The following is a 21,424-nucleotide window of genomic DNA, read 5'->3' on the forward strand; positions in this document are numbered from 1 at the left end:
AGGTCAGTTGGGTATATGATATATACCTAGTGCCACCAACTTAAGGTATCAGGTTTAGAAATGTCAGAACCATCCAGCAAAAACTTATCAGAAGTTTTGTTTGCGAAACATAAGCAAGCAAAAGAAACCTCAGCATTGACGGAATATCTACCAAGTAGCCAAACTATATTGGACAAGAAAAATGCCGAAAGTGATGCTGCTTGGTATCGAATAGTAAGAAGGCTGCAATGGGTATGGCAAGGTGTTGACCCAATTGACCAAGAGGAAGTACTTGCAAAGATCGCTTCGTCAGAGGGCTCTCGTACCAATGATGAGCAGCTAGATACGGTATTGGGATATCGCAGTGGTAATTGGGCCTATGAGTGGACAAAGCTTGGTATGAACTATCAAAGAGCCTCACATGAACTCGAAGGTGAAGCAGCAGCTGACTCATTATTTAGAGCTTCATTGTGTTTTAGTATCGCTGGCTACCCACATTTAAAAAACGACAGTTTGGCACGTCAAGCTCAAACTTTGGCAAACAATGCGTACGCTGAAGCAGCAAAGAAAACCAAGTATGTTATCAAGCCCATCGAGGTTCCATACAAAAACAAGAAAATCGTTGCTAACTTGCACCTTTCTAGCACAGAAAAGCCGCAGCCAGTCGTGATAGTGAGCGCTGGCTTGGATACTCTGCAAACCGACATGTGGCGCTTATTTAGAGATTATCTAGCCCAAAAAGACATTGCAATGCTGACAGTTGATATGCCGTCAATTGGTCATAGTCGTCATTGGACTCTCACTGAGGACACGTCGTGTTTACACCAAGCAGTATTGAATGAACTGCCGAATATTCCTTGGGTTGACCACCATAAAGTCGGCTTGTTTGGTTTCCGTTTTGGCGGTAATGCGATGATTCGTCTTTCTTTTCTAGAGCAAACAAAAATCAAAGCTTGCGTAGCATTAGGTGCACCAATCCATGACATTCTTTCTTCACCTGAAAAAATGTCTGGAATGTCAAAAATGTACATAGATGTATTAGCTTCAAGGCTGGGTAAATCTGTTGTGGATCTGAATAGTCTCTCTAAGCGACTTGCTGCTTGGTCATTGAAAATTCAGGGTTTTTTGTCTAGTCGAAAAACTCGGGTGCCGATTATGGCGCTTAGTTTAGACAACGATCATATGTCTCCATTTTCTGACAATCAGTTGGTCGCAATGTTCAGCCATGGTGGTGAAGCGAAAAAAATAAACAGTAAGATAATTTCACAAGGATATGAGCAATCCCTCGATTTAGCGATAAAGTGGTTGGAAAAAGAGCTATTTAGGTGACATTTTTCGTTTTATAGTTAAGCATGTTAATAAGGAGTTAATCACCACGTAATCATCATGCTTAATGTTGAAATGGAGAAACAATATGTCTGATGTCATCAAACACCCGACCCATTATCGTTTGCTGTCAGCGCTAAAGGCCATGGGCCCATATATTAGAGAATCACAATCAAGCGAAGGGCACTACTTATTTGATTGCTTGTCTTCTTGTGTTAACGATAAGAAATCTCCAGAAGAAAGGGAATTTTGGGGGTGGTGGTTAGAGCTGGAGCAAGTGGAAGGTGCTTTTGCAGCCAAATATTACATTGGTCGGTACAATCTAGCGGGAGACTGGGAAGCACACAGTATCCCTAAAAAAGCGGTTGCAGAAGTGAATAGAACTCAAGAAGACTTCCATAAAAAGCTTGTTGATACACTCAGCAGCAACTTTAACCTTAAAGTGAATATGCACGAAGAATCAGTAGAGTTTGTTTAGCTCTTTTCATTCGAATTACTTTACCGGAAGCGCTTTTTAGCCGTTCTTCCGGCTTTATTATTATCATATCTTCCTAAAGAGGCGTTTTCGCGCCTTTTTTTCTTGTTTAATTTCCTTTTGATTGCTAAAACATCTTTTCAGTTATGTTTTCTACATTAGACATGGATATGACAGAAAATCAGCAGAGAAATGATAGCTCTCTTCGTAAGACTATCGTGGTGAAGTTGGGAACCAGTGTATTAACTGGCGGAACTTTAGCACTCGATAAAGCGCATATGGTCGATCTTGTACGACAATGCGCAGAGCTTAAAAAATTGGGTCACTCTGTTGTCATTGTTTCTTCTGGTGCAATGGCGGCGGGGCGTGAGCATTTAGGCTACCCCGCATTGCCAAACGCGATGGCAAGTAAACAATTGCTTGCTGCTGTAGGTCAAAGCCAACTTATTCAGGTTTGGGAGTCTCTTTTCTCGATATATGGCATTAAGATTGGGCAAATGTTGCTCACTCGTGCCGATCTAGAAGATCGAGAGAGATTTTTAAATGCCAGAGATACCATTCATGCTTTGGTTGAAAACGATATTATCCCTATAGTCAATGAAAATGACGCGGTGGCGACCAGCGAAATTAAAGTTGGTGACAACGATAACCTGTGTGCTCTGGTTGGAATTTTATGTAGTGCTGATAAGTTGCTGCTATTAACCGATCAGAAAGGTTTATTTACTGCTGATCCGCGCAAGGACCCAGATGCAGAGCTGATTAAAGAAGTTCGTGCAATTGACGCAACCTTAAGAAAAATTGCTGGTGGTAGTGGTACGACATTAGGTACAGGCGGAATGGCGACAAAGCTTCAGGCGGCAGATATAGCACGCCGAGCGGGAATCGAAGTCATCATTGCAGCAGGCAGTGCACATAATGTTATTGTCGACTGCATGAGTGATACCCCACATGGTACTCGTTTCTTGCCCCTTGAAGAGGCGTTGGAAAATCGCAAAAAATGGATACTGGCAGGTCCTGCTGCCGTAGGTAATATTGTTATAGATGATGGTGCGGCAGCCGCTGTGATTAATAAAGGCAGTAGCTTGCTCGCCAAAGGGGTGGTAAAAGTCAGCGGTCAATTTGCTCGTGGTGATGTTGCTAGAGTAACAAATAAACAAGGCGAGCTGATAGCAAAAGGGTTATCGAGTTATTCAAGTCTCGATTTAGCTAAAATTGTTGGTAAACATAGTAAAGATATTATCAATATACTTGGCTATGACTACGGATCAGAAGTGATTCACCGAGATGACCTTGTCGTGATACAAGACTAGGGTTCGTTGACCCTAACGCAAAATAAAGGGAAAAGTTTTGGATCTAACAAATTTAGGAGAGGCTGCAAAACGTGCTTCGTATAGCTTAGCAACGGCCTCTACCGCACAGAAAAATTCAGCTTTGCAGACAATTGCCGATCAGCTAGAGCTGAACGTCGCAGCAATACTTTCGGCAAACGAGAAAGACATTAGCTCTGGTCGTGAAGCCGGTCTTAGCGACGCAATGCTCGATCGCTTACTGCTCAATGAACAACGAATTAAAGCCATCGCAGATGACGTTCGAAATGTTATCAACCTAAACGACCCCGTCGGTAGTGAGATAGACAGTAAAGTGTTGCCGAATGGGATGTCTTTATCGCGTCGCCGAGTCCCGCTTGGTGTAGTGGGAGTGATATATGAAGCAAGGCCAAATGTCACAATAGATATCGCAGCTCTTTGTCTCAAGACCGGCAATGCTAGTATTTTACGTGGCGGCAAAGAGACCTTCTTTACCAATATTGAGTTGATTAAAGTCATTCAAACCGCCTTAGAAGAAGCTGGCCTGCCTTCCACATCTGTTCAATATATAGATAAACCAGACAGAGAGTTGGTTTCTCAGTTGCTGAAACTTGACCAGTACGTCGATATGATTATCCCTAGGGGGGGCGCTGGACTACACAAAATGTGTAAAGAGAACAGCACTATTCCAGTTATTATCGGCGGATTTGGTATCAGCCATATCTTTATTGATGAAAGTGCAGAGTTAGATAAATCTGTCGATATTGTTGAAAATGCCAAAACACAACGACCATCGACATGTAACACTGTCGATACTTTGCTCGTTCATGAAAAAGTCGCAGAAGAATTTTTACCTCAATTAGCCAATCAATTGTCTGATAGGGTTAAGTTAGTAGTGGAACCTAAAGCTAAGTCATACCTAGGAGGCTGTGCAAACTTAACTGATGCTAAGGGCGGAGATTTTGATACTGAGTGGTTGAGTTTGACCCTTGGAGTGAAGGTTGTTGAAGACATCAATGAAGCGATTGAACATATGCGCGTTCATAATGCCAGTCACTCTGATGCAATTATGACCAACAGTCTTCGCAATGCTGAACTGTTTATTAACTCAGTCGATACAGCAGCAGTGTATGTCAATGCATCCACTCGTTTTACTGACGGTGCGCAGTTTGGATTAGGGGCTGAAGTTGCTGTTTCAACTCAGAAGCTGCATGCACGCGGACCTATGGGGCTAGAAGAACTCACGAGTTATAAGTGGGTCGGTAAAGCGGATTATTTATCTCGTAGCTAGGTTCCAATGACCCTAGAGCAACATCTTAGATTCCCTTTCGCTTATTTAACTTTGTCTTTATAGATAAGCGAAATCACGGAGGTAATATGCATTGTCCATTTTGTTCGGAAAATGACACGAAAGTTATTGATTCTCGGCTAGTTGCCGATGGCCATCAAGTGAGAAGGCGACGAGAGTGTCTTGCGTGCCACGAACGTTTCACTACCTTTGAAAGCGCAGAATTGGTTATGCCAAAGGTGATCAAATCTAATGGCAATCGGGAGCCATTTAATGAAGATAAAATGATTGGTGGAATTCAACGAGCATTGGAAAAAAGGCCAGTGAGTGCTGATTCAATTGAACTGGCAATCAGTATGATCAAGTCTCAGTTGAGAGCCACTGGAGAGCGTGAAGTTGATAGTGCCATGATCGGAAATTTAGTCATGGAGCAACTCAAAGAGCTCGATAAAGTTGCTTATATTCGTTTTGCTTCTGTCTATCGAAGCTTTGAGGATATTCGCGAGTTTGGTGAAGAAATAGCAAAATTAGAAGATTAACGAACCTAGATGTCTGAATATCAATCCATAGATTACCACCTGATGCTGCGAGCCATTGAAATGGCAAAAAACGGCATGTTTACCACAGCACCAAACCCGAATGTAGGGTGTGTCATTGCACATGGCGAAAATATAGTCGGTGAGGGTTTCCACTACAAAGCAGGTGAGGCCCACGCAGAGGTTCATGCGTTAAAAGCTGCGGGCGAAAAAGCAAAAGGAGCAACCGTTTATGTGACTTTAGAGCCTTGCTCCCACTATGGCCGAACACCACCTTGCTCTGAGGCATTAATTAAAGCTGGTGTTAGTAAGGTTGTTTGTGCAATGGAAGACCCAAACCCGAAGGTAGCTGGGCAGGGCATTAGGATGTTACGTCAGGCTGGTATTGAGGTTCAAGTAGGGCTGATGGAAGAAGAAGCGCTCGCGTTAAACCGAGGCTTTATTAAGCTGATGAAAACTGGGCTTCCATTTGTTCAACTAAAAATGGCCGCAAGCATTGACGGACAAACCGCTTTAGCCAACGGTGAAAGTCAATGGATTACTTCCCCTCTAGCACGCAGCGACGTTCAACATTTTCGCTCAAAAGCCTGTGCGGTATTGTCAACTAGCAAAACGGTTATCGATGACGATGCCTCGCTCAATGTACGTTGGAATGAACTACCAGAATGTACCCAACAGAAATATCCGCATAGTGAGCTGCGTCAGCCTGTTCGTATCATATTGGATAGAAATAATGACCTAACACCATCCCTCAAGCTTTTTCAGGTAGATGGCGAGGTAGTGGTCATAAACAGCCAAGAAGGTAATGTAAATTCTCCTTTGGATAGCGAAGGTCTGTTTGACCTAACCGAGTTGTTTAAACGCCTAGCAAAGAGTCATCATATTAATCATATCTGGGTTGAAGCGGGAGCGAATCTAGCAAAATCTCTTCTGCAAGCAGGTCTCGTTGATGAACTTGTGCTTTACCTAGCGCCTAAAATTATGGGCAGTGATGGCAAAGGTTTATTTGGTTCTTTAGGGCTTGAATCTATGCAAGATGTGATTAACATTAGCATCCAAGATGTCCGTCATGTTGGCCCCGACTTGCGTTTGATTGCCACATTGGATTAGAGATTAAACAGTAGAATGAATTATGTTTACAGGAATTGTTGAAGCAGTCGGTACGCTAGCTGCTATGGAACGTAAAGGCGATGACATGAGAATCAAGGTGAATATTGGTTCTCTTGACATGTCAGACGTTGCTCTAGGTGACAGTATCGCAACCAATGGTGTTTGTTTAACGGTTGTCGAAATGACCGATACAACTTACAAAGCTGACTTGTCGATGGAAACGCTCAATAAGTCTGGCTTTTCTGATTACCAGGTTGGCGATCAAGTTAACCTCGAAAAAGCGATGCTGCCAACCACTCGTTTTGGCGGGCACATTGTTTCTGGCCACGTAGATTGTGTAGGCAAGGTTATTGATTACCAGCAAAAAGGCAGAGCGTACGAATATTGGGTTGAGATACCAGCTGAGTTCGCGAAGTACATCGCCGAAAAAGGTTCCATCACTGTTGATGGCATTAGCTTAACAATAAACGCGATTTCGAAATCATCGTTCAAGCTGACGATTGTTCCGCATACTTCTAGTGAAACGACAATTAGCGGCTTTCAAGTTGGCAAAAGAGTGAATATAGAAGTGGACTTGCTGGCTCGTTATATGGAACGTCTTTTAGAAAGCAAAAAAGATGCTCAGCAGCCAGAGTCAAAATTGACGCTCGATTTCCTTAGAGATAATGGGTTTGCTTGATAGCAAACTACTCGATTTATACCGTTCATGTTCGCTTTAGTTAGTTGAAACTCACATTATAAAAAGCAGAGTGCATTCTAGGTGCTCTGCTTTTATCATTGTTGTTAAATTCCTATTAGATATTGCTCACAGTTCTGTGCTAGAATCCGGCGGTTCTCACTGGTTAAATATGGTTAAAGGAAAACATATGAAAGTTATCGAGGGTGGCTTCCCAGCACCAAACGCGAAAATCGCTATTGTTATTTCTCGCTTTAATAGCTTTATCAATGAAAGTCTTCTATCTGGTGCAATCGATACTTTAAAGCGTCATGGTCAAGTAAGTGACGACAACATTGTCGTCGTTCGCTGCCCAGGAGCTGTGGAACTACCTTTAGTTGCTCAGCGCGTTGCTAAGACTGGCAAATATGATGCGATTGTTTCTTTAGGTACTGTTATCCGTGGTGGTACACCACACTTTGACTATGTATGTAACGAGTGTAATAAAGGTTTAGCTCAAGTGTCTTTGGAATTCAGCATTCCAGTGGCATTTGGCGTCCTAACTGTTGAAACGATTGATCAAGCTATTGAACGTGCGGGAACCAAGGCTGGAAACAAAGGTGCAGAGGCAGCACTTAGCGCACTAGAAATGATTAACGTTCTGTCTGAAATTGATTCCTAATGGGGGCAAGTGTGAAACCAGCCGCACGACGAAATGCACGTCAATTTGCTTTGCAAGCTATTTATTCTTGGCAAATTACTAAAGAAAATGTTGCTACAGTTGAAGAGCAATTTTTATCAGGAGGCAAGTATGATGAAGAAGAACATCATGCTGCTGAGCCTGCTCTAACAGCACCGGAAACCGATGTTAACTATTTCCGTGAGCTATTAACTGGCGTTGTGCTTAATCACACTGATCTTGATAGCAAGTTAAGACCATACCTATCGCGCCCAATGCAAGACCTAGACATGATGGAACTTGCTTTGCTTCGTATGGCGATGTATGAAATGACACGCTGTGAAGATGTTCCTTATAAAGTGGTGATTAATGAGGCCATCGAACTGGCTAAAGTTTTTGCCGCTGAAGATAGTCACAAGTTTGTGAATGGTGTGCTGGATAAAGCAGCGCCTCATGTTCGCAAAAAATAATCTCTCAAGAAAAGGCCAGCGTTAGCTGGCCTTTTTACTCTTTCACCGCTAAATAATTTACCGACTGTATGATGAACGAGTTTAATGTAATTGATAAATATTTTATCGATAGGCAGCCTCAACGAAAGGATGTATTGCTGTCGATAGGTGATGATTGTGCATTGGTGAAGGCGCCGGACAATACCGCGATTGCAATTAGTACGGATACCTTAGCAGCTGGAACACATTTCCTTGCAGACGCAAACCCTGCATGGGTTGCGCACAAAGCTTTAGCTTCTAACTTGAGCGATCTTGCTGCAATGGGTGCGACACCATCTTGGGTCTCAATGGCCTTAACCATGCCTAAAGTTGATGAACATTGGTTAGTCGAATTTTGTGATGCTTTTTATGATTTAGCGAATTATTATGGCATTCAACTGATTGGTGGAGATACTACCAAAGGGCCACTGAGTTTGACTTTAACAGTGCAAGGTTTTGTTCCCGAACATAAAGCATTAACTCGATCTGGAGCAAAGGTTGGAGACTGGATCTACGTGACGGGTAATCTCGGTGATAGTAAAGCTGGCTTGGATGTTATTCTTGACGGCACGCTTCGCAGTAAACCTTATGCCAATGATTTGGAAGAGCGGCACTATTTGGCTACCCCAAGAATATTGGTAGGACAAGCGTTGTTACCGATAGCTAGCGCTGCAGTGGATATCTCAGATGGGTTGGTCGCCGACCTACAACATATCCTAAAACGTTCCGAGGTTGGTGCGAGCATTGATGTTGATTCATTGCCGACTTCAGTGGAACTTCGTGAGTTTTTGGCCAATAACCAACGGGCAAAGCAATATGCTCTGTCAAGTGGCGAAGAATATGAGCTTTGTTTTACCGTTCCTGAGGAAAATCGTGGAGCGTTAGATAGCGCACTTTCTCACTGTGGAACAACATTTACTTGTATTGGGCAGATTCGCGCGGGAAATAAGCTTGAGTTGCATGAAAGTGGGAAGCTTATTGATTGGCAGTTAGGAGGGTTTGACCATTTTGAGGAGCAAGTGTCATGACTGACCCTAAATCGCGTATTGCTTTGAAAAACCCTTGGCATTTATTGGCTACTGGATTTGGTAGTGGGCTATCTCCGGTTGTCCCGGGGACGATGGGAACCATTGCTTCGATTCCTTTCTATTTGCTGTTGGTTCAACTTCCAGCGTCAATATATTACCTAGCGGTTGTTTTAGCGTGTATTGTTGGGGTGAAAATTTGCCAAATCACTTCTGATGATATGGGTGTACATGATCATGGCTCTATCGTTTGGGATGAGTTTGCTGGTTATTGGATAACTATGCTTGTGGTTCCTTTCTTTCACTTGAATACGCTAGATTGGCGATGGATTCTAAGTGGATTTATTCTGTTTCGTTTTTTTGACATGGTTAAACCTTGGCCGATAAGCTGGCTAGATAAACGAGTCGGCGGTGGTTTTGGTATTATGGTGGATGATATTCTTGCCGGAGTGATGTCACTCATTGTGCTTGGCTTACTGGGAAGCTATTTAGGCTGGATGAACTAAGTTGTATTTTCTCGATAGGTCCGAGCTCTCGGACCTTTCTTAGGTGTTCCTTTTGTTGAATATAGCTCTCACTTAAGTTTTTCTAGATCTGACTCGATCTCAGCAATTTTACAGGCGACGACTTTTTCAAGGTGATGCAAGTCTTTCAAAATCTTGCTCTTAACATCAGCCTCAGCCATTTTTTCTGGTTTGGTGATGGTGTTAAGCTCATCAATCACTAAGGTTAAATTGCGATTGATCTCCGTGACCTCTTTGTATTGATGGCTGCCACTGTCAACTAAGACATTCTTTACTTGCCTTGGGTATTTGAACTTGACACTTTTGGCGAAAAGTTCACCTTTTTGCTTGCGAAAATAGATTTTAAGTATGTCTTTATGAGCTTCTTGACGAAGCGAGTAACGTTCAATTTGTTTTGGGTCTTGGATACCAAGGCCCGTGAGGTTTGGGAACATAATCGACCTCTGCTTTTTATGTAATTACAATTTCGCCCTACCAAACGATATTAGGCTCTAGACGGTAAAGTTGCCAACTTATTGAGGTGCCAGCTTGGTAATATTATTGCTGAGTAACTCTCGTAATTGCTCCTTATCTTCGTCATTCAGTTGACCATTGTTTTCATTAGTAATAATGAATAAATCCTCAGCGCGTTCTCCTATAGTCGTAATTTTTGCGCCATGTAAGTTGATGCCAAGATCTGCAAATGTCGCTCCAACCGTAGCTAATAAACCCGGAGTATCCAGTGCTACTAATTCCATCAATGTGCGCTTTTTACTTTTTGTGGGCAAGAAGTCAACTTTGGTGGAAACTTTAAAGTGTTGCAGGTTTCTTGGTGTTCTTCGTAGTTTCAACTTCGCTTGCCAGCCTTTTTGCAAGGCTTGGGTGAGGTGTTTGATAATAATATTGTGACGGTTTAACTCTATTGCTTTTCCATTTTGGTCAAGCACCATGAATGTGTCGAGAACAAAGCCATCTTTACTGGTCATGACTTGGGCATCATGCACATTAAAGTTTCGTCGGTCTAGCTCGGCCACCACATTGGCGAATAAAGCTTCCTGATCTTTGCAATAAACAAATACTTCTGTACCGCCTCGAGTTGCATTTTTGCTAACAAGAATAAGAGGTTGGCTATGATCTGAGTGTTGCAAAATATGAGTACAGTGCCAAGCGATTTGCTTGTGAGTATGACGTAGGAAGTAGTCAGCTTTAAAGCGTTGCCAAAGAACTTCAATTTCCCTAGCGGAAAAGCCATTTTTTCTAAGTAATGCTGAAGCTAATTGCTGGTTGTGGCGTATGCGATCTCGAACGTCAACAGGGTTTTCTAAACCGCGTCTTAGTGCTCTTTGAGTTGAATAGAACAGCTCTGCCAGTAATGTTCTTTTCCAGCTATTCCAAAGTTCAGGGTTTGTGGCACAGATATCTGAAACAGTGAGGCAAACAAGATATTCCAAGTATTCTTCATCACGCACTTTTTTTGCAAATTCAGTGATGACTTCCGGATCGTAAATATCCCTTCTTTGTGCCGTAACAGACATCAACAAGTGATTTTTTACTAACCAAGAAACCAGTTTAGATTCTGGCTTAGATAATCCATGCTCAATACAGAAATCGTACGCTTCAACCGCGCCAATTTCTGAATGATCGCCACCACGCCCCTTACCTATGTCATGGAATATAGCCGCAAGTATGAGAAGTTCCTTTTTGTGAATTCGAGGAAAGACTTCACAGCATATTGGGTGCTTCTCGTAATTGTCGGGGTCGTTGAACTTATTGATGTGTTTCAGTAAGCGAATACTATGTTCGTCAACGGTATAAACATGAAATAGGTCAAATTGCATTTGCCCGACTATTTGATTCCATTGAGGCAAGTAGGTCGCAAGTACTCCCAGTTTATGCATTAGCCCAAAAGCTCGATTTAGTGAGTTCGGGTGGCGAGCTAACGTCATAAACTTCTTTCTGGCTGAAGGTATTGTATGGAGAAACTTATTGAGACGCCGCCTAGCGGTGCGTAACTGGCGAAGTGTGGCTGGGGCGACACTGTCAATAGTTGAGTCGTTGGCAATATGAATGAACATATCCAAAATTGACTCAGGGCGTGATTGAAATAACACAGGCTTTCTTGCTTCTATTAAATTTCCTCGACGAAAGAAATCTTCGCTGAGCATCACAGGTTCTTGCTCTATACCATTGTTTAAAATAACTTGGTCAAAGATTTTTAACAGCATTTTATTGAGCTCTGCCACGCGACGTAGAGTGCGATAAAACTCTTTCATCATCATCTCAACGCCACGGTTACCTTCGCCTTCAAACCCTAAATGCTCGGCAACTTGAGCTTGATGGGCAAAAGTAAGACGATTGTCATACCTCTTTAACTGAATATGTAGAGCAAATCTCACGCGCCACAAGAAGTTTTGGCACTCTACCAATTCACGATATTCTGCATCGGTTAGGAAACCAAACTTACTCATTTCCAATAGAGAAGTTGCCCCAAAATGTCTGCGTGCAATCCAGCTCAAAGTATGAATATCTCGCAACCCACCAGGCGTTGATTTGATGTCGGGTTCTAGGTTGTAGGTCGTATCGTGATAGCGTGCATGTCGCTCTTTTTGCTCTTTTACTTTAGCTTGATAAAAATTTTCACTTGGCCAAAAAGACTTGGATAAAACCTGCTCTTTGAGTTTTAAATATAGAGCCTCATTCCCTGTCAAATACCGAGACTCTTGTAGGTTGGTGGCTACGGTTAAATCTTCGCGACCGATTTGTGCACACTGTTCAACAGTTCTTACTGCATGGCCGACTTCTAGACGCAAATCCCATAAAAAGGTAATAAACTCACTTATCTTGGCTTCGGTAATGTCGTCTAGCTTGTGCTCAGAAACAACTAGAATATCAATATCAGATAAAGGGTGCAGCTCCGCTCGTCCATAGCCACCAACGGCAATCAGTGCGATATCTGAAATGTTTGCGAGCCCCAAGGATTGCCATAATTGGACTAAGATGCCATCGATATAGTTGGAGCGCCCAACGACAAGATCGGTGATGGGTTCGTGATGGAGAAATTGTTGCTTTTGAGTTTCGCTAAATTGATCCAGCTGAGGCTTTACTTCACAAACGGTTAAGCACTTTGCTGAAGAAACTTGCGGAGACTGAGTGGGCATAAATAGCTATCCATGTGCTTTTGAGCGATTAGTCCCAATTTATCAGATAACGACATAGAAAAAAAATACCCCGCATCGCGGGGCACTCATTTTAATCTATGATGTAGAGAGTAAAAACTAGTTGTGGAGTATTCGCGCGATGCTTTCTTCTTCACGTAAAGTTAGGATCTCACACCCTGTTGCGGTAACAAGAAGGGTGTGTTCCCACTGAGCAGAATTTTTACCGTCCCCCGTGTACACTGTCCAGCCATCTTCATCGTCTAAACGACAGCCAAATTTGCCAGCATTAATCATTGGTTCGATAGTAAATGTCATCCCTTCACGGAGAGTAGTCGAGTCGTTATTTTTGTAGTGAACGACTTGTGGCTCCTCATGGAATTCTGTACCTATGCCATGGCCACAATAATCTTTTACAATTGAAAACTTAGAGCGAGGGTTGTTTTTATTGTTGGTTTTGATGTATTTCTCAATTGAAGAACCAATTTCGCCAAGTTTAATTCCCGGTTTTACTTTTTTGATTGCTAGGTACAGGCTCTCTTGAGCGACCATGCATAGTCGCTTGTCCGCTGGAGAAACATCACCTACAAGAAACATTTTAGAGGTGTCGCCGTGAAAACCATCTTTAATGACAGTAATGTCGATATTGACAATGTCCCCATCTTTTAAAACAGCAGGCCTTTCTACGCCGCCTCTTTCTGAGTTTTCTGTAGCGGGAATACCATGACAAACAACATGGTTAATCGAGGTGCAGATAGATTTTGGAAAGCCATGATAATTAAGAGGAGCCGGGATGCAGTCTTGCACTTCCGTGATATGCTTATGACATATTTGATCTAGCTCTTCGGTTGTTACGCCTGCTTTGACGTGCGGCTCAATCATCTCAAGCACTTCTGCGGCGAGCTTGCCAGCAACGCGCATTTTCTCAATTTCTTCTGCTGTTTTTATATTAATTGGCATCGACTTTCTTAAAAGGTTCTTCGTGTTTATGTGCAATAGTCTAGCAGGATGGGGGCGGAAAGTGTACGACAATAAAACCTTACATTTATGTTGGTTTTAGTTTTTCTAAATAACTTTGGTCGAATTTTCTAGCCTTTTGCACCCAAAATATGGTATAAAGCGCGCCGGATAGATGCTCTGTTTTCTCTGAACAAGCGAGGCAGATTACATCCACTTAAATTTTATCTTTAAATCACACACATTCCGACACATGTTCCGGGGTGCTTGAGGCAAAAGCCTACAAGTCGGACACATGGGGGATGTGGAGGCCTAACCCCATAGAGGATTTTAAAATGGCAACTGTATCAATGCGCGATATGCTAAAAGCTGGTGTTCACTTCGGTCACCAGACTCGTTACTGGAACCCAAAAATGAAGCCATTCATCTTTGGTGCTCGTAACCGTGTACATATCATCAACCTAGAAAAAACTGTACCTATGTTCAACGATGCTCTTAATGAGCTTGCTAAAGTTGGCGAGAAAAAAGGTAAAGTTCTTTTCGTTGGTACTAAACGCGCAGCATCTGAAGCTGTTAAAGAAGCGGCAATTGCTAGCAACCAGTTTTACGTAAACAACCGTTGGTTGGGTGGTATGCTAACGAACTACAAAACTGTTCGTCAGTCTATCAAGCGTCTAAAAGATCTAGAGTCTCAAGCTCAAGACGGCACTTTCGACAAGCTAACTAAGAAAGAAGCTCTAATGCGTACTCGCGAAATGGAGAAGTTAGAGAAGTCTCTTGGTGGTATCAAAGACATGGGCGGCCTACCAGACGCTCTATTCGTAATCGATGCTGACCACGAGCACATCGCTGTTAAAGAAGCTAACAACCTAGGTATCCCAGTTTACGCTGTAGTTGATACTAACTCTAACCCAGACGGCGTTGATTACATCATCCCAGGTAACGATGATGCAATCCGTGCAGTACAGCTTTACCTAAACGCTGCTGCTCAAGCTGTATCTGAAGGTCGTAATAAAGACGTAGCTGAAGTTGCAGAAAAAGACGGTTTCGTAGAAGAAGCTGAATAATTGCGGCTCTGCTAACTTGGAGCGTGTGACATAAAATGGAAGCACTTTCCGAGTTATAGTTAGCATCAGGGGCCCACTTTTAGGCCCCTGATTTTTACCATATCCAGAATTAACTGAGGAATAGAGAATGGCTGTAACTGCTGCTCTAGTAAAAGAACTGCGCGACCGCACTGGCGCAGGTATGATGGACTGTAAGAAAGCGCTGAACGAAACGAACGGCGACATCGAACAAGCAATCGAGAATATGCGTAAGTCTGGCGCTGCAAAAGCTGCTAAGAAAGCGGGTAACGTAGCTGCTGAAGGTACTATCATCATCAAAAACGCTGATGGTGTTGCAGTTCTTCTAGAAGTTAACTGCCAAACTGACTTCGTAGCAAAAGATGCTAACTTCACTGCATTCGCAGAGAAAGTTGCAGCAGACGCTCTAGCATCTAAAGCTTCTACTGAAGAGCTCGTTGCTAAATTCGAAGATGAGCGTATTGCACTTGTTGCTAAAATTGGCGAAAACGTAAACATTCGTCGCGTTCAATACATCGAAGGTGCTGCTCTAGCAACTTACCGTCACGGTGAGAAAATCGGTGTTGTTGTTGCTGGTGAAGGCGACGCTGAAACTCTTAAGCACGTTGCAATGCACGTTGCTGCTTCTCGTCCTGAGTACGTTAACCCTGAAGACGTACCAGCTGACGTTGTAGAGAAAGAGAAAGCGGTTCAAGTTGAAATCGCAATGAATGAAGGTAAACCTGCTGAAATCGCTGAAAAGATGGTTGTTGGCCGTATGAAGAAGTTTACTGGTGAAATCTCTCTAACTGGTCAAGCGTTCGTAATGGAGCCTAAGAAATCTGTAGGCGAAATCCTTAAAGAGCGTGGCGCATCAGTATCTACTTTCGTTCGTCTAGAAGTTGGTGAAGGCATCGACAAAGGCGAAGAAATGAGCTTTGCTGAAGAAGTAGCACAGGCGCAAAAAGGTTAATTTTAGCGTTTAGTGTTTATAAATTAGACCGTAGCCCAGGCTGCGGTCTTTTTGTGAGTGGCTTAGCGGTGTACAGTGATGAATTAATATTTAATTGGTTAGAAACCAGTCAAGTGTTAAACCATAACTGCTATACGTTCACGTATATCAGAGCTACTTATACAACGACTCTTATTTTTGGAAGGAAAAGTCCATGACAACGAACCCTAAACCAGAATATCAACGTATCCTATTGAAGCTAAGTGGTGAAGCACTACAAGGCGAAGAAGGTTTTGGTATTGATCCTGCGATACTTGACCGAATGGCCCAAGAGGTCAAAGAATTGGTCGAGTTGGGAGTTCAAGTTGGGGTTGTAATTGGTGGTGGCAACTTGTTTCGTGGGGCTGGCCTTGCTGAAGCGGGTATGAACCGTGTTGTGGGTGACCACATGGGTATGCTTGCAACGGTTATGAACGGCTTAGCAATGCGTGACGCACTGCATCGTGCTTATGTTAACGCACGAGTCATGTCGGCCATTCCTCTAAATGGGGTTTGTGATGATTACAATTGGGCGGATGCAATTAGCCAACTACGCCAAGGCCGTGTTGTTATCTTTTCAGCAGGTACCGGTAACCCGTTCTTCACCACTGACTCTGCAGCTTGTTTGCGTGGTATTGAGATAGAAGCAGACGTGGTACTGAAGGCGACTAAAGTAGATGGTGTATTTACCGCAGATCCGGTAGCCAACCCAGACGCTGAGTTGTATGATAAGCTTTCGTATCAAAGTGTATTAGAAAAAGAGCTTAAGGTGATGGATCTCGCTGCGTTTACGTTAGCTCGCGATCATAAGATGCCTATTCGAGTGTTTAATATGAATAAACCTGGAGCATTACGCCGAGTAGTGATGGGTGAGGCGGAAGGTACTCTAATTAGCGACGTTGAAGAGTAAAAGCTTTTTCGTATAACTCGACTTTCAATGCCCAATAGAATTTTCTTTATACAGAGCACAAATTATTAAGGTGAAATTGTGATTGACGAAATCAAATTAGAAGCGCAAGAGCGCATGGAAAAAAGTGTAGAAGCACTAAAAAATAATCTCGCTAAAGTTCGTACAGGTCGTGCTCACCCAAGCCTGCTTTCGGGTATCTCTGTAGAGTATTACGGCGCTGCGACTCCACTAAACCAAGTAGCGAACGTTATTGCAGAAGATGCTCGCACTTTAGCAATTACTGTGTTCGACAAAGAGTTAGCACCTAAAGTGGAAAAGGCTATCATGCAATCTGACTTGGGCTTAAACCCAATGTCTGCGGGTACAGTGATTCGTGTTCCACTTCCACCTTTAACTGAAGAGCGCCGTAAGGACCTAGTTAAGATTGTTCGTGGTGAAGCTGAAGGTGGCCGTGTAGCGATTCGTAACATTCGTCGTGATGCAAACAATGAACTTAAGGCTCTTCTAAAAGATAAAGAGATCTCTGAAGACGAAGATCATAAAGCGCAAGATGAAATTCAGAAAATCACAGATGCGGCAGTAAAGAAAGTCGATGAAGTTCTTGCTGCAAAAGAAAAAGAGTTGATGGAAGTTTAATATATTCGTTAAACTCGCCTATCAAATAACGCTGCGCTGACAGATAGCGCAGCGTTTCTTTACACAATTCATATGCTCGTTTTATAAGCGCTTTATCTAAATATGCAAAACTCACAACTTTCTTTAGACGCAGTGCCCAAACATATTGCAATCATTATGGATGGCAATGGACGTTGGGCAAAAGCTCAAGGTAAACCAAGGGTATTCGGCCATAAAAACGGTGTGGTTGCCGTAAGAGAAACCATTTCGACAGCAGCCAAGTTAGGTGTTAAGGCTATCACTCTGTTTGCATTTAGTAGTGAAAACTGGCGTCGACCAGAAGATGAGGTTGGGGTTCTAATGGAGCTGTTTGTGACAGCTCTGTCGACAGAAGTCACTAAACTACATAAAAACAATCTGAAGCTACAAGTTATTGGTGATGTTTCTCGGTTTAGCCAGCGTTTACAGAAAAAGATCTCTAATGCAGAAGAAAAGACCGCAGGTAACACTGGAATGGTGGTAAATATTGCGGCCAACTATGGTGGTAAATGGGATATCACCCAAGCTGCACAAAAAGTCGCCGAGAAAGTAGAGCGAGGCGAGCTATGTTCTTCGGATATTAATGAAGATGTCTTATCTCAGCAGATGATGATGTCTGACTTGCCTGACGTCGATTTATTGATAAGAACGAGTGGTGAATGTCGTATTAGTAATTTCCTACTCTGGCAAATAGCGTACGCTGAAATATACTTTACACCAGTCTATTGGCCTGACTTCAAAGAAGAAAGTTTAATTGAAGCTGTGACTTGGTTTATAAACCGCGAAAGAAGGTTTGGCTGTACTGGTGAGCAGATCAAAGCACTTATAGAGAATTAATTACAAGGTTCATTGAGTTTGAAGCAAAGAATTATCACAGCGCTTATTTTAGCCCCGCTTGTTGTTTGGGGAATTTTTGATTTACCTTTGCCTTGGTTTGTCACAGCTATGGCAGTCGTCATCTTAATTGGTTTTTGGGAATGGACACAGTTCGTAAATAGTCGTTCTCGTATGATATCTATTGTGCCTGCGATCGTGGTAAGCGCAGCCAGTTTGTATTTTGTCCCATTTGATTATGTGAGCCTTAATCAACACTTACTTGAATATTATGTCATCTTATCGGCTGGGGCGTTGTGGTGGGTTGGGTCAAGTTTATTTGCCATTACCTACCCAAAATCTCGCTCGCTATGGGAAAATAGCAATTGTGCACGACACATATTTGGCATTTTAACTCTATTACCTTTCTTTTGGAGTGTACTGTTATTGCGTGCTGAAGAGTGGTCAAACAATCCATTTCATGGGGCGAAAATTGTTCTTTTTGTCTGCTTAATTGTTTGGGCTGCTGATACTGGTGCTTATTTCACAGGAAAAAGTATAGGCAAGCATAAAATGGCTCCTCATGTGAGCCCGAACAAGACAATCGAAGGATTGATTGGGGGAATTATTACCGCCATTATCGTCGCTTGGTTATCTGCAAAATGGTTCCATGTCGAATTTAAAAGCCCTGTAGCGATGATCTTGATAATCTTGCTAACGGTCGTGTTTGCTGTATTAGGCGATTTGGTTGAGAGTATGTTTAAGAGAGCTTCTGGTGTTAAAGATAGCAGTAACATTATTCCTGGGCATGGTGGTGTTCTAGACAGAATCGACAGCTTGACGGCAGCTTTCCCTATATTCGCACTTCTTTACCTGCTTCTCTAGTCGGTCTTTGGACTTTATTCATACGGTTATTTTGGTAACTCTTCATTATGCATAAGTTAACAATTTTAGGGGCAACAGGTTCTATTGGGACGAGTACTCTCAAAGTTGTCGATCAGAATCCAGACATGTATTCGGTCGTGGCATTAGTCGCAGGGACTAATGCCAAACGAATGGCCGAACTTTGCCTAAATTATCGACCTCAATATGCTGTGATGGCAACAGCTGAGGCTGAAAGTCAACTGAGACTACATTTAAAAAATACAGATTGCGATGTAGAAATCATGAGTGGTTCCGATGCTGCTTGCCAAGTTGCCGCGTTGACTGACGTCGACATGGTAATGGCGGCAATAGTCGGCGCTGCGGGCTTGTTACCGACACTTTCTGCAGTTAAAGCTGGTAAAAAAGTACTTCTGGCGAATAAAGAAGCCTTGGTCATGACAGGACAAATCTTTATTGATGCTGTCGCGCAATACAACGCAGAGCTTCTGCCAATAGATAGTGAACACAATGCTATTTTTCAATGCTTACCTCAGCAAATACAGACCAAACTTGGGCGTTGCAATCTAGCGGAATATGGTATTCAAGAAATTTTACTGACAGGCTCAGGAGGCCCGTTCCGATATCGAGACGTTGCGACTTTAGTGGATGTAACACCAGAGCAAGCCATCGCTCATCCTAATTGGTCAATGGGGCCTAAAATCTCGGTTGATTCTGCGACGATGATGAACAAAGGCCTTGAGTATATTGAAGCAAAATGGCTATTCAATACTCAGCAGGAGCAGCTTAAGGTTTTAATCCATCCTCAGTCGGTTATTCACTCTATGGTCCAATATAAAGATGGGTCTGTGTTAGCGCAAATGGGGCAGCCAGATATGGCCACACCAATTGCTTTTGGCCTATCTTACCCAAAGAGAGTCGAATCTGGAGTTAAACCACTTAATTTCGCTGAAATTGGTGAACTTACTTTCTTGCAACCAGAGTACGCACGCTATCCGTGCTTAAAGTTGGCGATAGAAGCTTGTTATTTAGGCCAACATGCTACAACTGCATTGAACGCTGCAAATGAAATCGCGGTTGAAGCCTTCTTGAATAATCGACTTAAATTCAATGATATCAGTGTTGTGACTGAAAATGTGCTGTCGAAAATATATGCATCGGTTTCTCGTCATGATGTACTTGACTTGGAAAGCGTGCTAGAGCTGGATAGAATAGCTCGTAATTATGCGAATGAACAATTACGTGAGTGAATGGAATGACCGGATTTTTGTGGGATTTTGCGTCTTTTATCGTTGCCCTTGGCATCTTAGTTGCCGTCCATGAGTATGGACATTTTTGGGTTGCCCGACGTTGTGGTGTAAAAGTCGAAAAATTTTCCATCGGATTCGGCAAAGCCTTATGGAGGAAAGTCGGTAAAGATAGCACTGAATATACTATCTGCGTCATTCCACTTGGCGGCTACGTCAAGATGCTCGATAGTCGAGTTGATGAAATTACTGAAGAGCAAAAGCCTTTCGCATTCGATCATAAAACGTTGTGGCAACGAGCTGCAATTGTTGCGGCTGGTCCTATCTTTAACTTTTTGCTAGCTATTGTTCTTTATTGGATGGTATTTGTCATAGGTGTTCCTACCGTCAAGCCCGTTATCGGACAAATTGCTCCTTCTTCTATTGCGGCTCAAGCTGGTTTACGACCAGGAATGGAACTAAAACAGATATCTGGCGTCCAAACCGCTGACTGGGAATCAGTGAACATGCGTTTGGTTTCTCATATTGGTGACAAAAGCTTAACGATGACTGTGTCTCCAAAGAACGATATTGGAATACAAGAAACCAAGACATTGGATTTGGCAACCTGGCACTTTAACCCAGATAAAGAGTCTGCCATGCAAGCGCTTGGTATTACTCCTTATTCACCCAAGATATTGCTTACGCTGTCTAGCGTAATTAAAGGTGGGGCTGGTGAAAAGGCAGGATTAAAGGCCGGGGATACCCTAGTTGATATAAACGGTCAGCCGATATCAAACTGGCAGCAGGTGGTAAAGGCTATCCAAGCTAGCCCTAATCGACTGGTTAAATTCACAGTTGATAGACAAGGCCAGATGATTAATATCAGCATGACTCCAGGCCAAAAGGAGTTGTCAGATGGCAAGGTGATCGGATTCGCTGGTATTGTGCCATCTGCAGAACCTTGGCCAGAAGACTATAAAATAGATTTAAAATTTGGGGTTATTGACTCTATTGGTAAGGCAGTTGATAAGGCAGGTCAAGTTATAGGACTGACCATTAGCGTACTGAAAAAATTGATTGTCGGTGATATTGGCCTGAATAATTTAAGTGGACCGATATCAATCGCACAAGGAGCGGGAACAACCGCAGAACACGGACTGGTTTACTTTTTAGGGTTTCTGGCACTCATAAGCGTCAACTTGGGTATCATTAATCTGGTTCCTCTACCAATGCTTGATGGAGGACATTTACTGTTTTTTGCAATTGAAGCTGTTATACGTCGCCCTGTACCTGAAAAGGTCCAAGAAGTGGGGTACAGAGTGGGCGGTGCGATTATTTTCTCTTTAATGGCATTAGCAATTTTTAACGATTTTACACGCCTATAGAGCAGTTGTATCA

At 42.8% G+C, this 21,424-nt stretch carries 22 protein-coding genes; 19 read left to right on the forward strand and 3 right to left on the reverse strand.

Annotated features, from left to right (window positions below):
• Positions 1-60: 60 nt before the first annotated feature.
• From frsA to pgpA, 11 genes are all read left to right on the forward strand, one after another.
• Complete coding sequence (gene frsA / locus ACM2FC_RS17355) at positions 61-1,308, forward strand: esterase FrsA (RefSeq protein ID WP_498482235.1); 1,248 nt, start codon at positions 61-63, stop codon at positions 1,306-1,308.
• 85 nt (positions 1,309-1,393) lie between these two features.
• The gene (gene crl / locus ACM2FC_RS17360; protein ID WP_498482236.1) at positions 1,394-1,783 is read left to right on the forward strand and encodes a sigma factor-binding protein Crl; all 390 of its coding nucleotides are present in this window, start codon (positions 1,394-1,396) and stop codon (positions 1,781-1,783) included.
• A 161-nt stretch (positions 1,784-1,944) separates the two neighbouring features.
• On the forward strand, positions 1,945-3,090 hold the full coding sequence (proB, locus tag ACM2FC_RS17365; protein ID WP_498482332.1) for a glutamate 5-kinase: 1,146 nt from the start codon (positions 1,945-1,947) through the stop codon (positions 3,088-3,090).
• Between the two features lie 37 nt (positions 3,091-3,127).
• Positions 3,128-4,378, forward strand: a complete 1,251-nt coding sequence (locus tag ACM2FC_RS17370; protein WP_498482237.1) for a glutamate-5-semialdehyde dehydrogenase — start codon at positions 3,128-3,130, stop codon at positions 4,376-4,378.
• 86 nt (positions 4,379-4,464) lie between these two features.
• Positions 4,465-4,914 (forward strand): transcriptional regulator NrdR, encoded by a 450-nt coding sequence (nrdR, locus tag ACM2FC_RS17375; protein ID WP_498482238.1) that lies wholly within the window; start codon positions 4,465-4,467, stop codon positions 4,912-4,914.
• Positions 4,915-4,923: 9 nt separating this feature from the next.
• Positions 4,924-6,021, forward strand: coding sequence for a bifunctional diaminohydroxyphosphoribosylaminopyrimidine deaminase/5-amino-6-(5-phosphoribosylamino)uracil reductase RibD (gene ribD / locus ACM2FC_RS17380; RefSeq protein ID WP_498482239.1), 1,098 nt, complete (start codon positions 4,924-4,926; stop codon positions 6,019-6,021).
• A 22-nt stretch (positions 6,022-6,043) separates the two neighbouring features.
• A complete protein-coding gene (locus ACM2FC_RS17385; protein WP_498482240.1) occupies positions 6,044-6,700 on the forward strand; it encodes a riboflavin synthase in 657 nt (218 codons plus the stop codon).
• Positions 6,701-6,887: 187 nt separating this feature from the next.
• Positions 6,888-7,358 carry a 6,7-dimethyl-8-ribityllumazine synthase gene (ribH, locus tag ACM2FC_RS17390; RefSeq protein WP_498482241.1) on the forward strand — a complete coding sequence of 157 codons (471 nt, stop codon included), beginning with the start codon at positions 6,888-6,890 and terminating at the stop codon, positions 7,356-7,358.
• Entirely contained in the window at positions 7,358-7,825 is a 468-nt protein-coding gene (nusB, locus tag ACM2FC_RS17395; RefSeq protein ID WP_498482242.1) for a transcription antitermination factor NusB, read from the forward strand. Before ribH ends, nusB begins: the two co-directional genes overlap by 1 nt.
• A 68-nt stretch (positions 7,826-7,893) precedes the next feature.
• A complete protein-coding gene (gene thiL / locus ACM2FC_RS17400) occupies positions 7,894-8,871 on the forward strand; it encodes a thiamine-phosphate kinase (RefSeq protein WP_498482243.1) in 978 nt (325 codons plus the stop codon).
• Positions 8,868-9,374 (forward strand): phosphatidylglycerophosphatase A, encoded by a 507-nt coding sequence (pgpA, locus tag ACM2FC_RS17405; RefSeq protein ID WP_498482244.1) that lies wholly within the window; start codon positions 8,868-8,870, stop codon positions 9,372-9,374. Before thiL ends, pgpA begins: the two co-directional genes overlap by 4 nt.
• 68 nt (positions 9,375-9,442) lie before the next feature.
• Here the strand turns inward: pgpA and ACM2FC_RS17410 are convergent, their stop codons facing one another.
• The 3 genes from ACM2FC_RS17410 to map form a co-directional block, all read right to left on the reverse strand.
• Positions 9,443-9,826 (reverse strand): DUF3461 family protein, encoded by a 384-nt coding sequence (locus ACM2FC_RS17410; protein WP_498482245.1) that lies wholly within the window; start codon positions 9,824-9,826, stop codon positions 9,443-9,445.
• Between the two features lie 78 nt (positions 9,827-9,904).
• On the reverse strand, positions 9,905-12,529 hold the full coding sequence (gene glnD / locus ACM2FC_RS17415; protein ID WP_498482246.1) for a bifunctional uridylyltransferase/uridylyl-removing protein GlnD: 2,625 nt from the start codon (positions 12,527-12,529) through the stop codon (positions 9,905-9,907).
• 117 nt (positions 12,530-12,646) lie between these two features.
• Positions 12,647-13,516, reverse strand: a complete 870-nt coding sequence (gene map, locus ACM2FC_RS17420) for a type I methionyl aminopeptidase (protein WP_498482333.1) — start codon at positions 13,514-13,516, stop codon at positions 12,647-12,649.
• Positions 13,517-13,818: 302 nt separating this feature from the next.
• Here map and rpsB point away from each other — a divergent pair, with 302 nt between their 5' ends.
• From rpsB to rseP, 8 genes are all read left to right on the forward strand, one after another.
• Complete coding sequence (gene rpsB / locus ACM2FC_RS17425) at positions 13,819-14,550, forward strand: 30S ribosomal protein S2 (RefSeq protein WP_250612909.1); 732 nt, start codon at positions 13,819-13,821, stop codon at positions 14,548-14,550.
• A gap of 127 nt (positions 14,551-14,677) precedes the next feature.
• Positions 14,678-15,520: a translation elongation factor Ts gene (gene tsf, locus ACM2FC_RS17430; RefSeq protein ID WP_498482247.1), complete on the forward strand. Its 843-nt coding sequence runs from the start codon at positions 14,678-14,680 to the stop codon at positions 15,518-15,520.
• A gap of 193 nt (positions 15,521-15,713) precedes the next feature.
• Positions 15,714-16,448: a UMP kinase gene (gene pyrH / locus ACM2FC_RS17435; RefSeq protein WP_498482248.1), complete on the forward strand. Its 735-nt coding sequence runs from the start codon at positions 15,714-15,716 to the stop codon at positions 16,446-16,448.
• Between the two features lie 78 nt (positions 16,449-16,526).
• Positions 16,527-17,084, forward strand: a complete 558-nt coding sequence (gene frr, locus ACM2FC_RS17440) for a ribosome recycling factor (protein WP_498482249.1) — start codon at positions 16,527-16,529, stop codon at positions 17,082-17,084.
• A gap of 102 nt (positions 17,085-17,186) precedes the next feature.
• The gene (gene uppS, locus ACM2FC_RS17445) at positions 17,187-17,939 is read left to right on the forward strand and encodes an undecaprenyl pyrophosphate synthase (RefSeq protein WP_498482250.1); all 753 of its coding nucleotides are present in this window, start codon (positions 17,187-17,189) and stop codon (positions 17,937-17,939) included.
• 18 nt (positions 17,940-17,957) lie between these two features.
• On the forward strand, positions 17,958-18,800 hold the full coding sequence (locus ACM2FC_RS17450; RefSeq protein WP_498482251.1) for a phosphatidate cytidylyltransferase: 843 nt from the start codon (positions 17,958-17,960) through the stop codon (positions 18,798-18,800).
• Between the two features lie 47 nt (positions 18,801-18,847).
• Positions 18,848-20,047, forward strand: a complete 1,200-nt coding sequence (ispC, locus tag ACM2FC_RS17455; RefSeq protein ID WP_498482252.1) for a 1-deoxy-D-xylulose-5-phosphate reductoisomerase — start codon at positions 18,848-18,850, stop codon at positions 20,045-20,047.
• 5 nt (positions 20,048-20,052) lie between these two features.
• Positions 20,053-21,411, forward strand: a complete 1,359-nt coding sequence (gene rseP, locus ACM2FC_RS17460) for a sigma E protease regulator RseP (protein ID WP_498482253.1) — start codon at positions 20,053-20,055, stop codon at positions 21,409-21,411.
• Positions 21,412-21,424 lie beyond the last annotated feature (13 nt).

This window comes from Vibrio sp. A37, from assembly GCF_059777565.1.

Bases quoted from the DNA above. Each gene is read 5' to 3' on its own strand.
- ribH (WP_498482241.1), top strand. From the start codon at position 6,888: ATGAAAGTTATCGAGGGTGGCTTCCCAGCACCAAACGCGAAAATCGCT.
- proB (WP_498482332.1), top strand. From the start codon at position 1,945: ATGGATATGACAGAAAATCAGCAGAGAAATGATAGCTCTCTTCGTAAG.
- ribD (WP_498482239.1), top strand. From the start codon at position 4,924: ATGTCTGAATATCAATCCATAGATTACCACCTGATGCTGCGAGCCATT.
- tsf (WP_498482247.1), top strand. From the start codon at position 14,678: ATGGCTGTAACTGCTGCTCTAGTAAAAGAACTGCGCGACCGCACTGGC.
- nrdR (WP_498482238.1), top strand. From the start codon at position 4,465: ATGCATTGTCCATTTTGTTCGGAAAATGACACGAAAGTTATTGATTCT.
- pyrH (WP_498482248.1), top strand. From the start codon at position 15,714: ATGACAACGAACCCTAAACCAGAATATCAACGTATCCTATTGAAGCTA.
- rseP (WP_498482253.1), top strand. From the start codon at position 20,053: ATGACCGGATTTTTGTGGGATTTTGCGTCTTTTATCGTTGCCCTTGGC.
- ispC (WP_498482252.1), top strand. From the start codon at position 18,848: ATGCATAAGTTAACAATTTTAGGGGCAACAGGTTCTATTGGGACGAGT.
- glnD (WP_498482246.1), bottom strand. From the start codon at position 12,529: ATGCCCACTCAGTCTCCGCAAGTTTCTTCAGCAAAGTGCTTAACCGTT.
- frsA (WP_498482235.1), top strand. From the start codon at position 61: ATGTCAGAACCATCCAGCAAAAACTTATCAGAAGTTTTGTTTGCGAAA.
- uppS (WP_498482250.1), top strand. From the start codon at position 17,187: ATGCAAAACTCACAACTTTCTTTAGACGCAGTGCCCAAACATATTGCA.
- nusB (WP_498482242.1), top strand. From the start codon at position 7,358: ATGGGGGCAAGTGTGAAACCAGCCGCACGACGAAATGCACGTCAATTT.
- ACM2FC_RS17410 (WP_498482245.1), bottom strand. From the start codon at position 9,826: ATGTTCCCAAACCTCACGGGCCTTGGTATCCAAGACCCAAAACAAATT.
- ACM2FC_RS17385 (WP_498482240.1), top strand. From the start codon at position 6,044: ATGTTTACAGGAATTGTTGAAGCAGTCGGTACGCTAGCTGCTATGGAA.
- thiL (WP_498482243.1), top strand. From the start codon at position 7,894: ATGATGAACGAGTTTAATGTAATTGATAAATATTTTATCGATAGGCAG.
- pgpA (WP_498482244.1), top strand. From the start codon at position 8,868: ATGACTGACCCTAAATCGCGTATTGCTTTGAAAAACCCTTGGCATTTA.
- rpsB (WP_250612909.1), top strand. From the start codon at position 13,819: ATGGCAACTGTATCAATGCGCGATATGCTAAAAGCTGGTGTTCACTTC.
- crl (WP_498482236.1), top strand. From the start codon at position 1,394: ATGTCTGATGTCATCAAACACCCGACCCATTATCGTTTGCTGTCAGCG.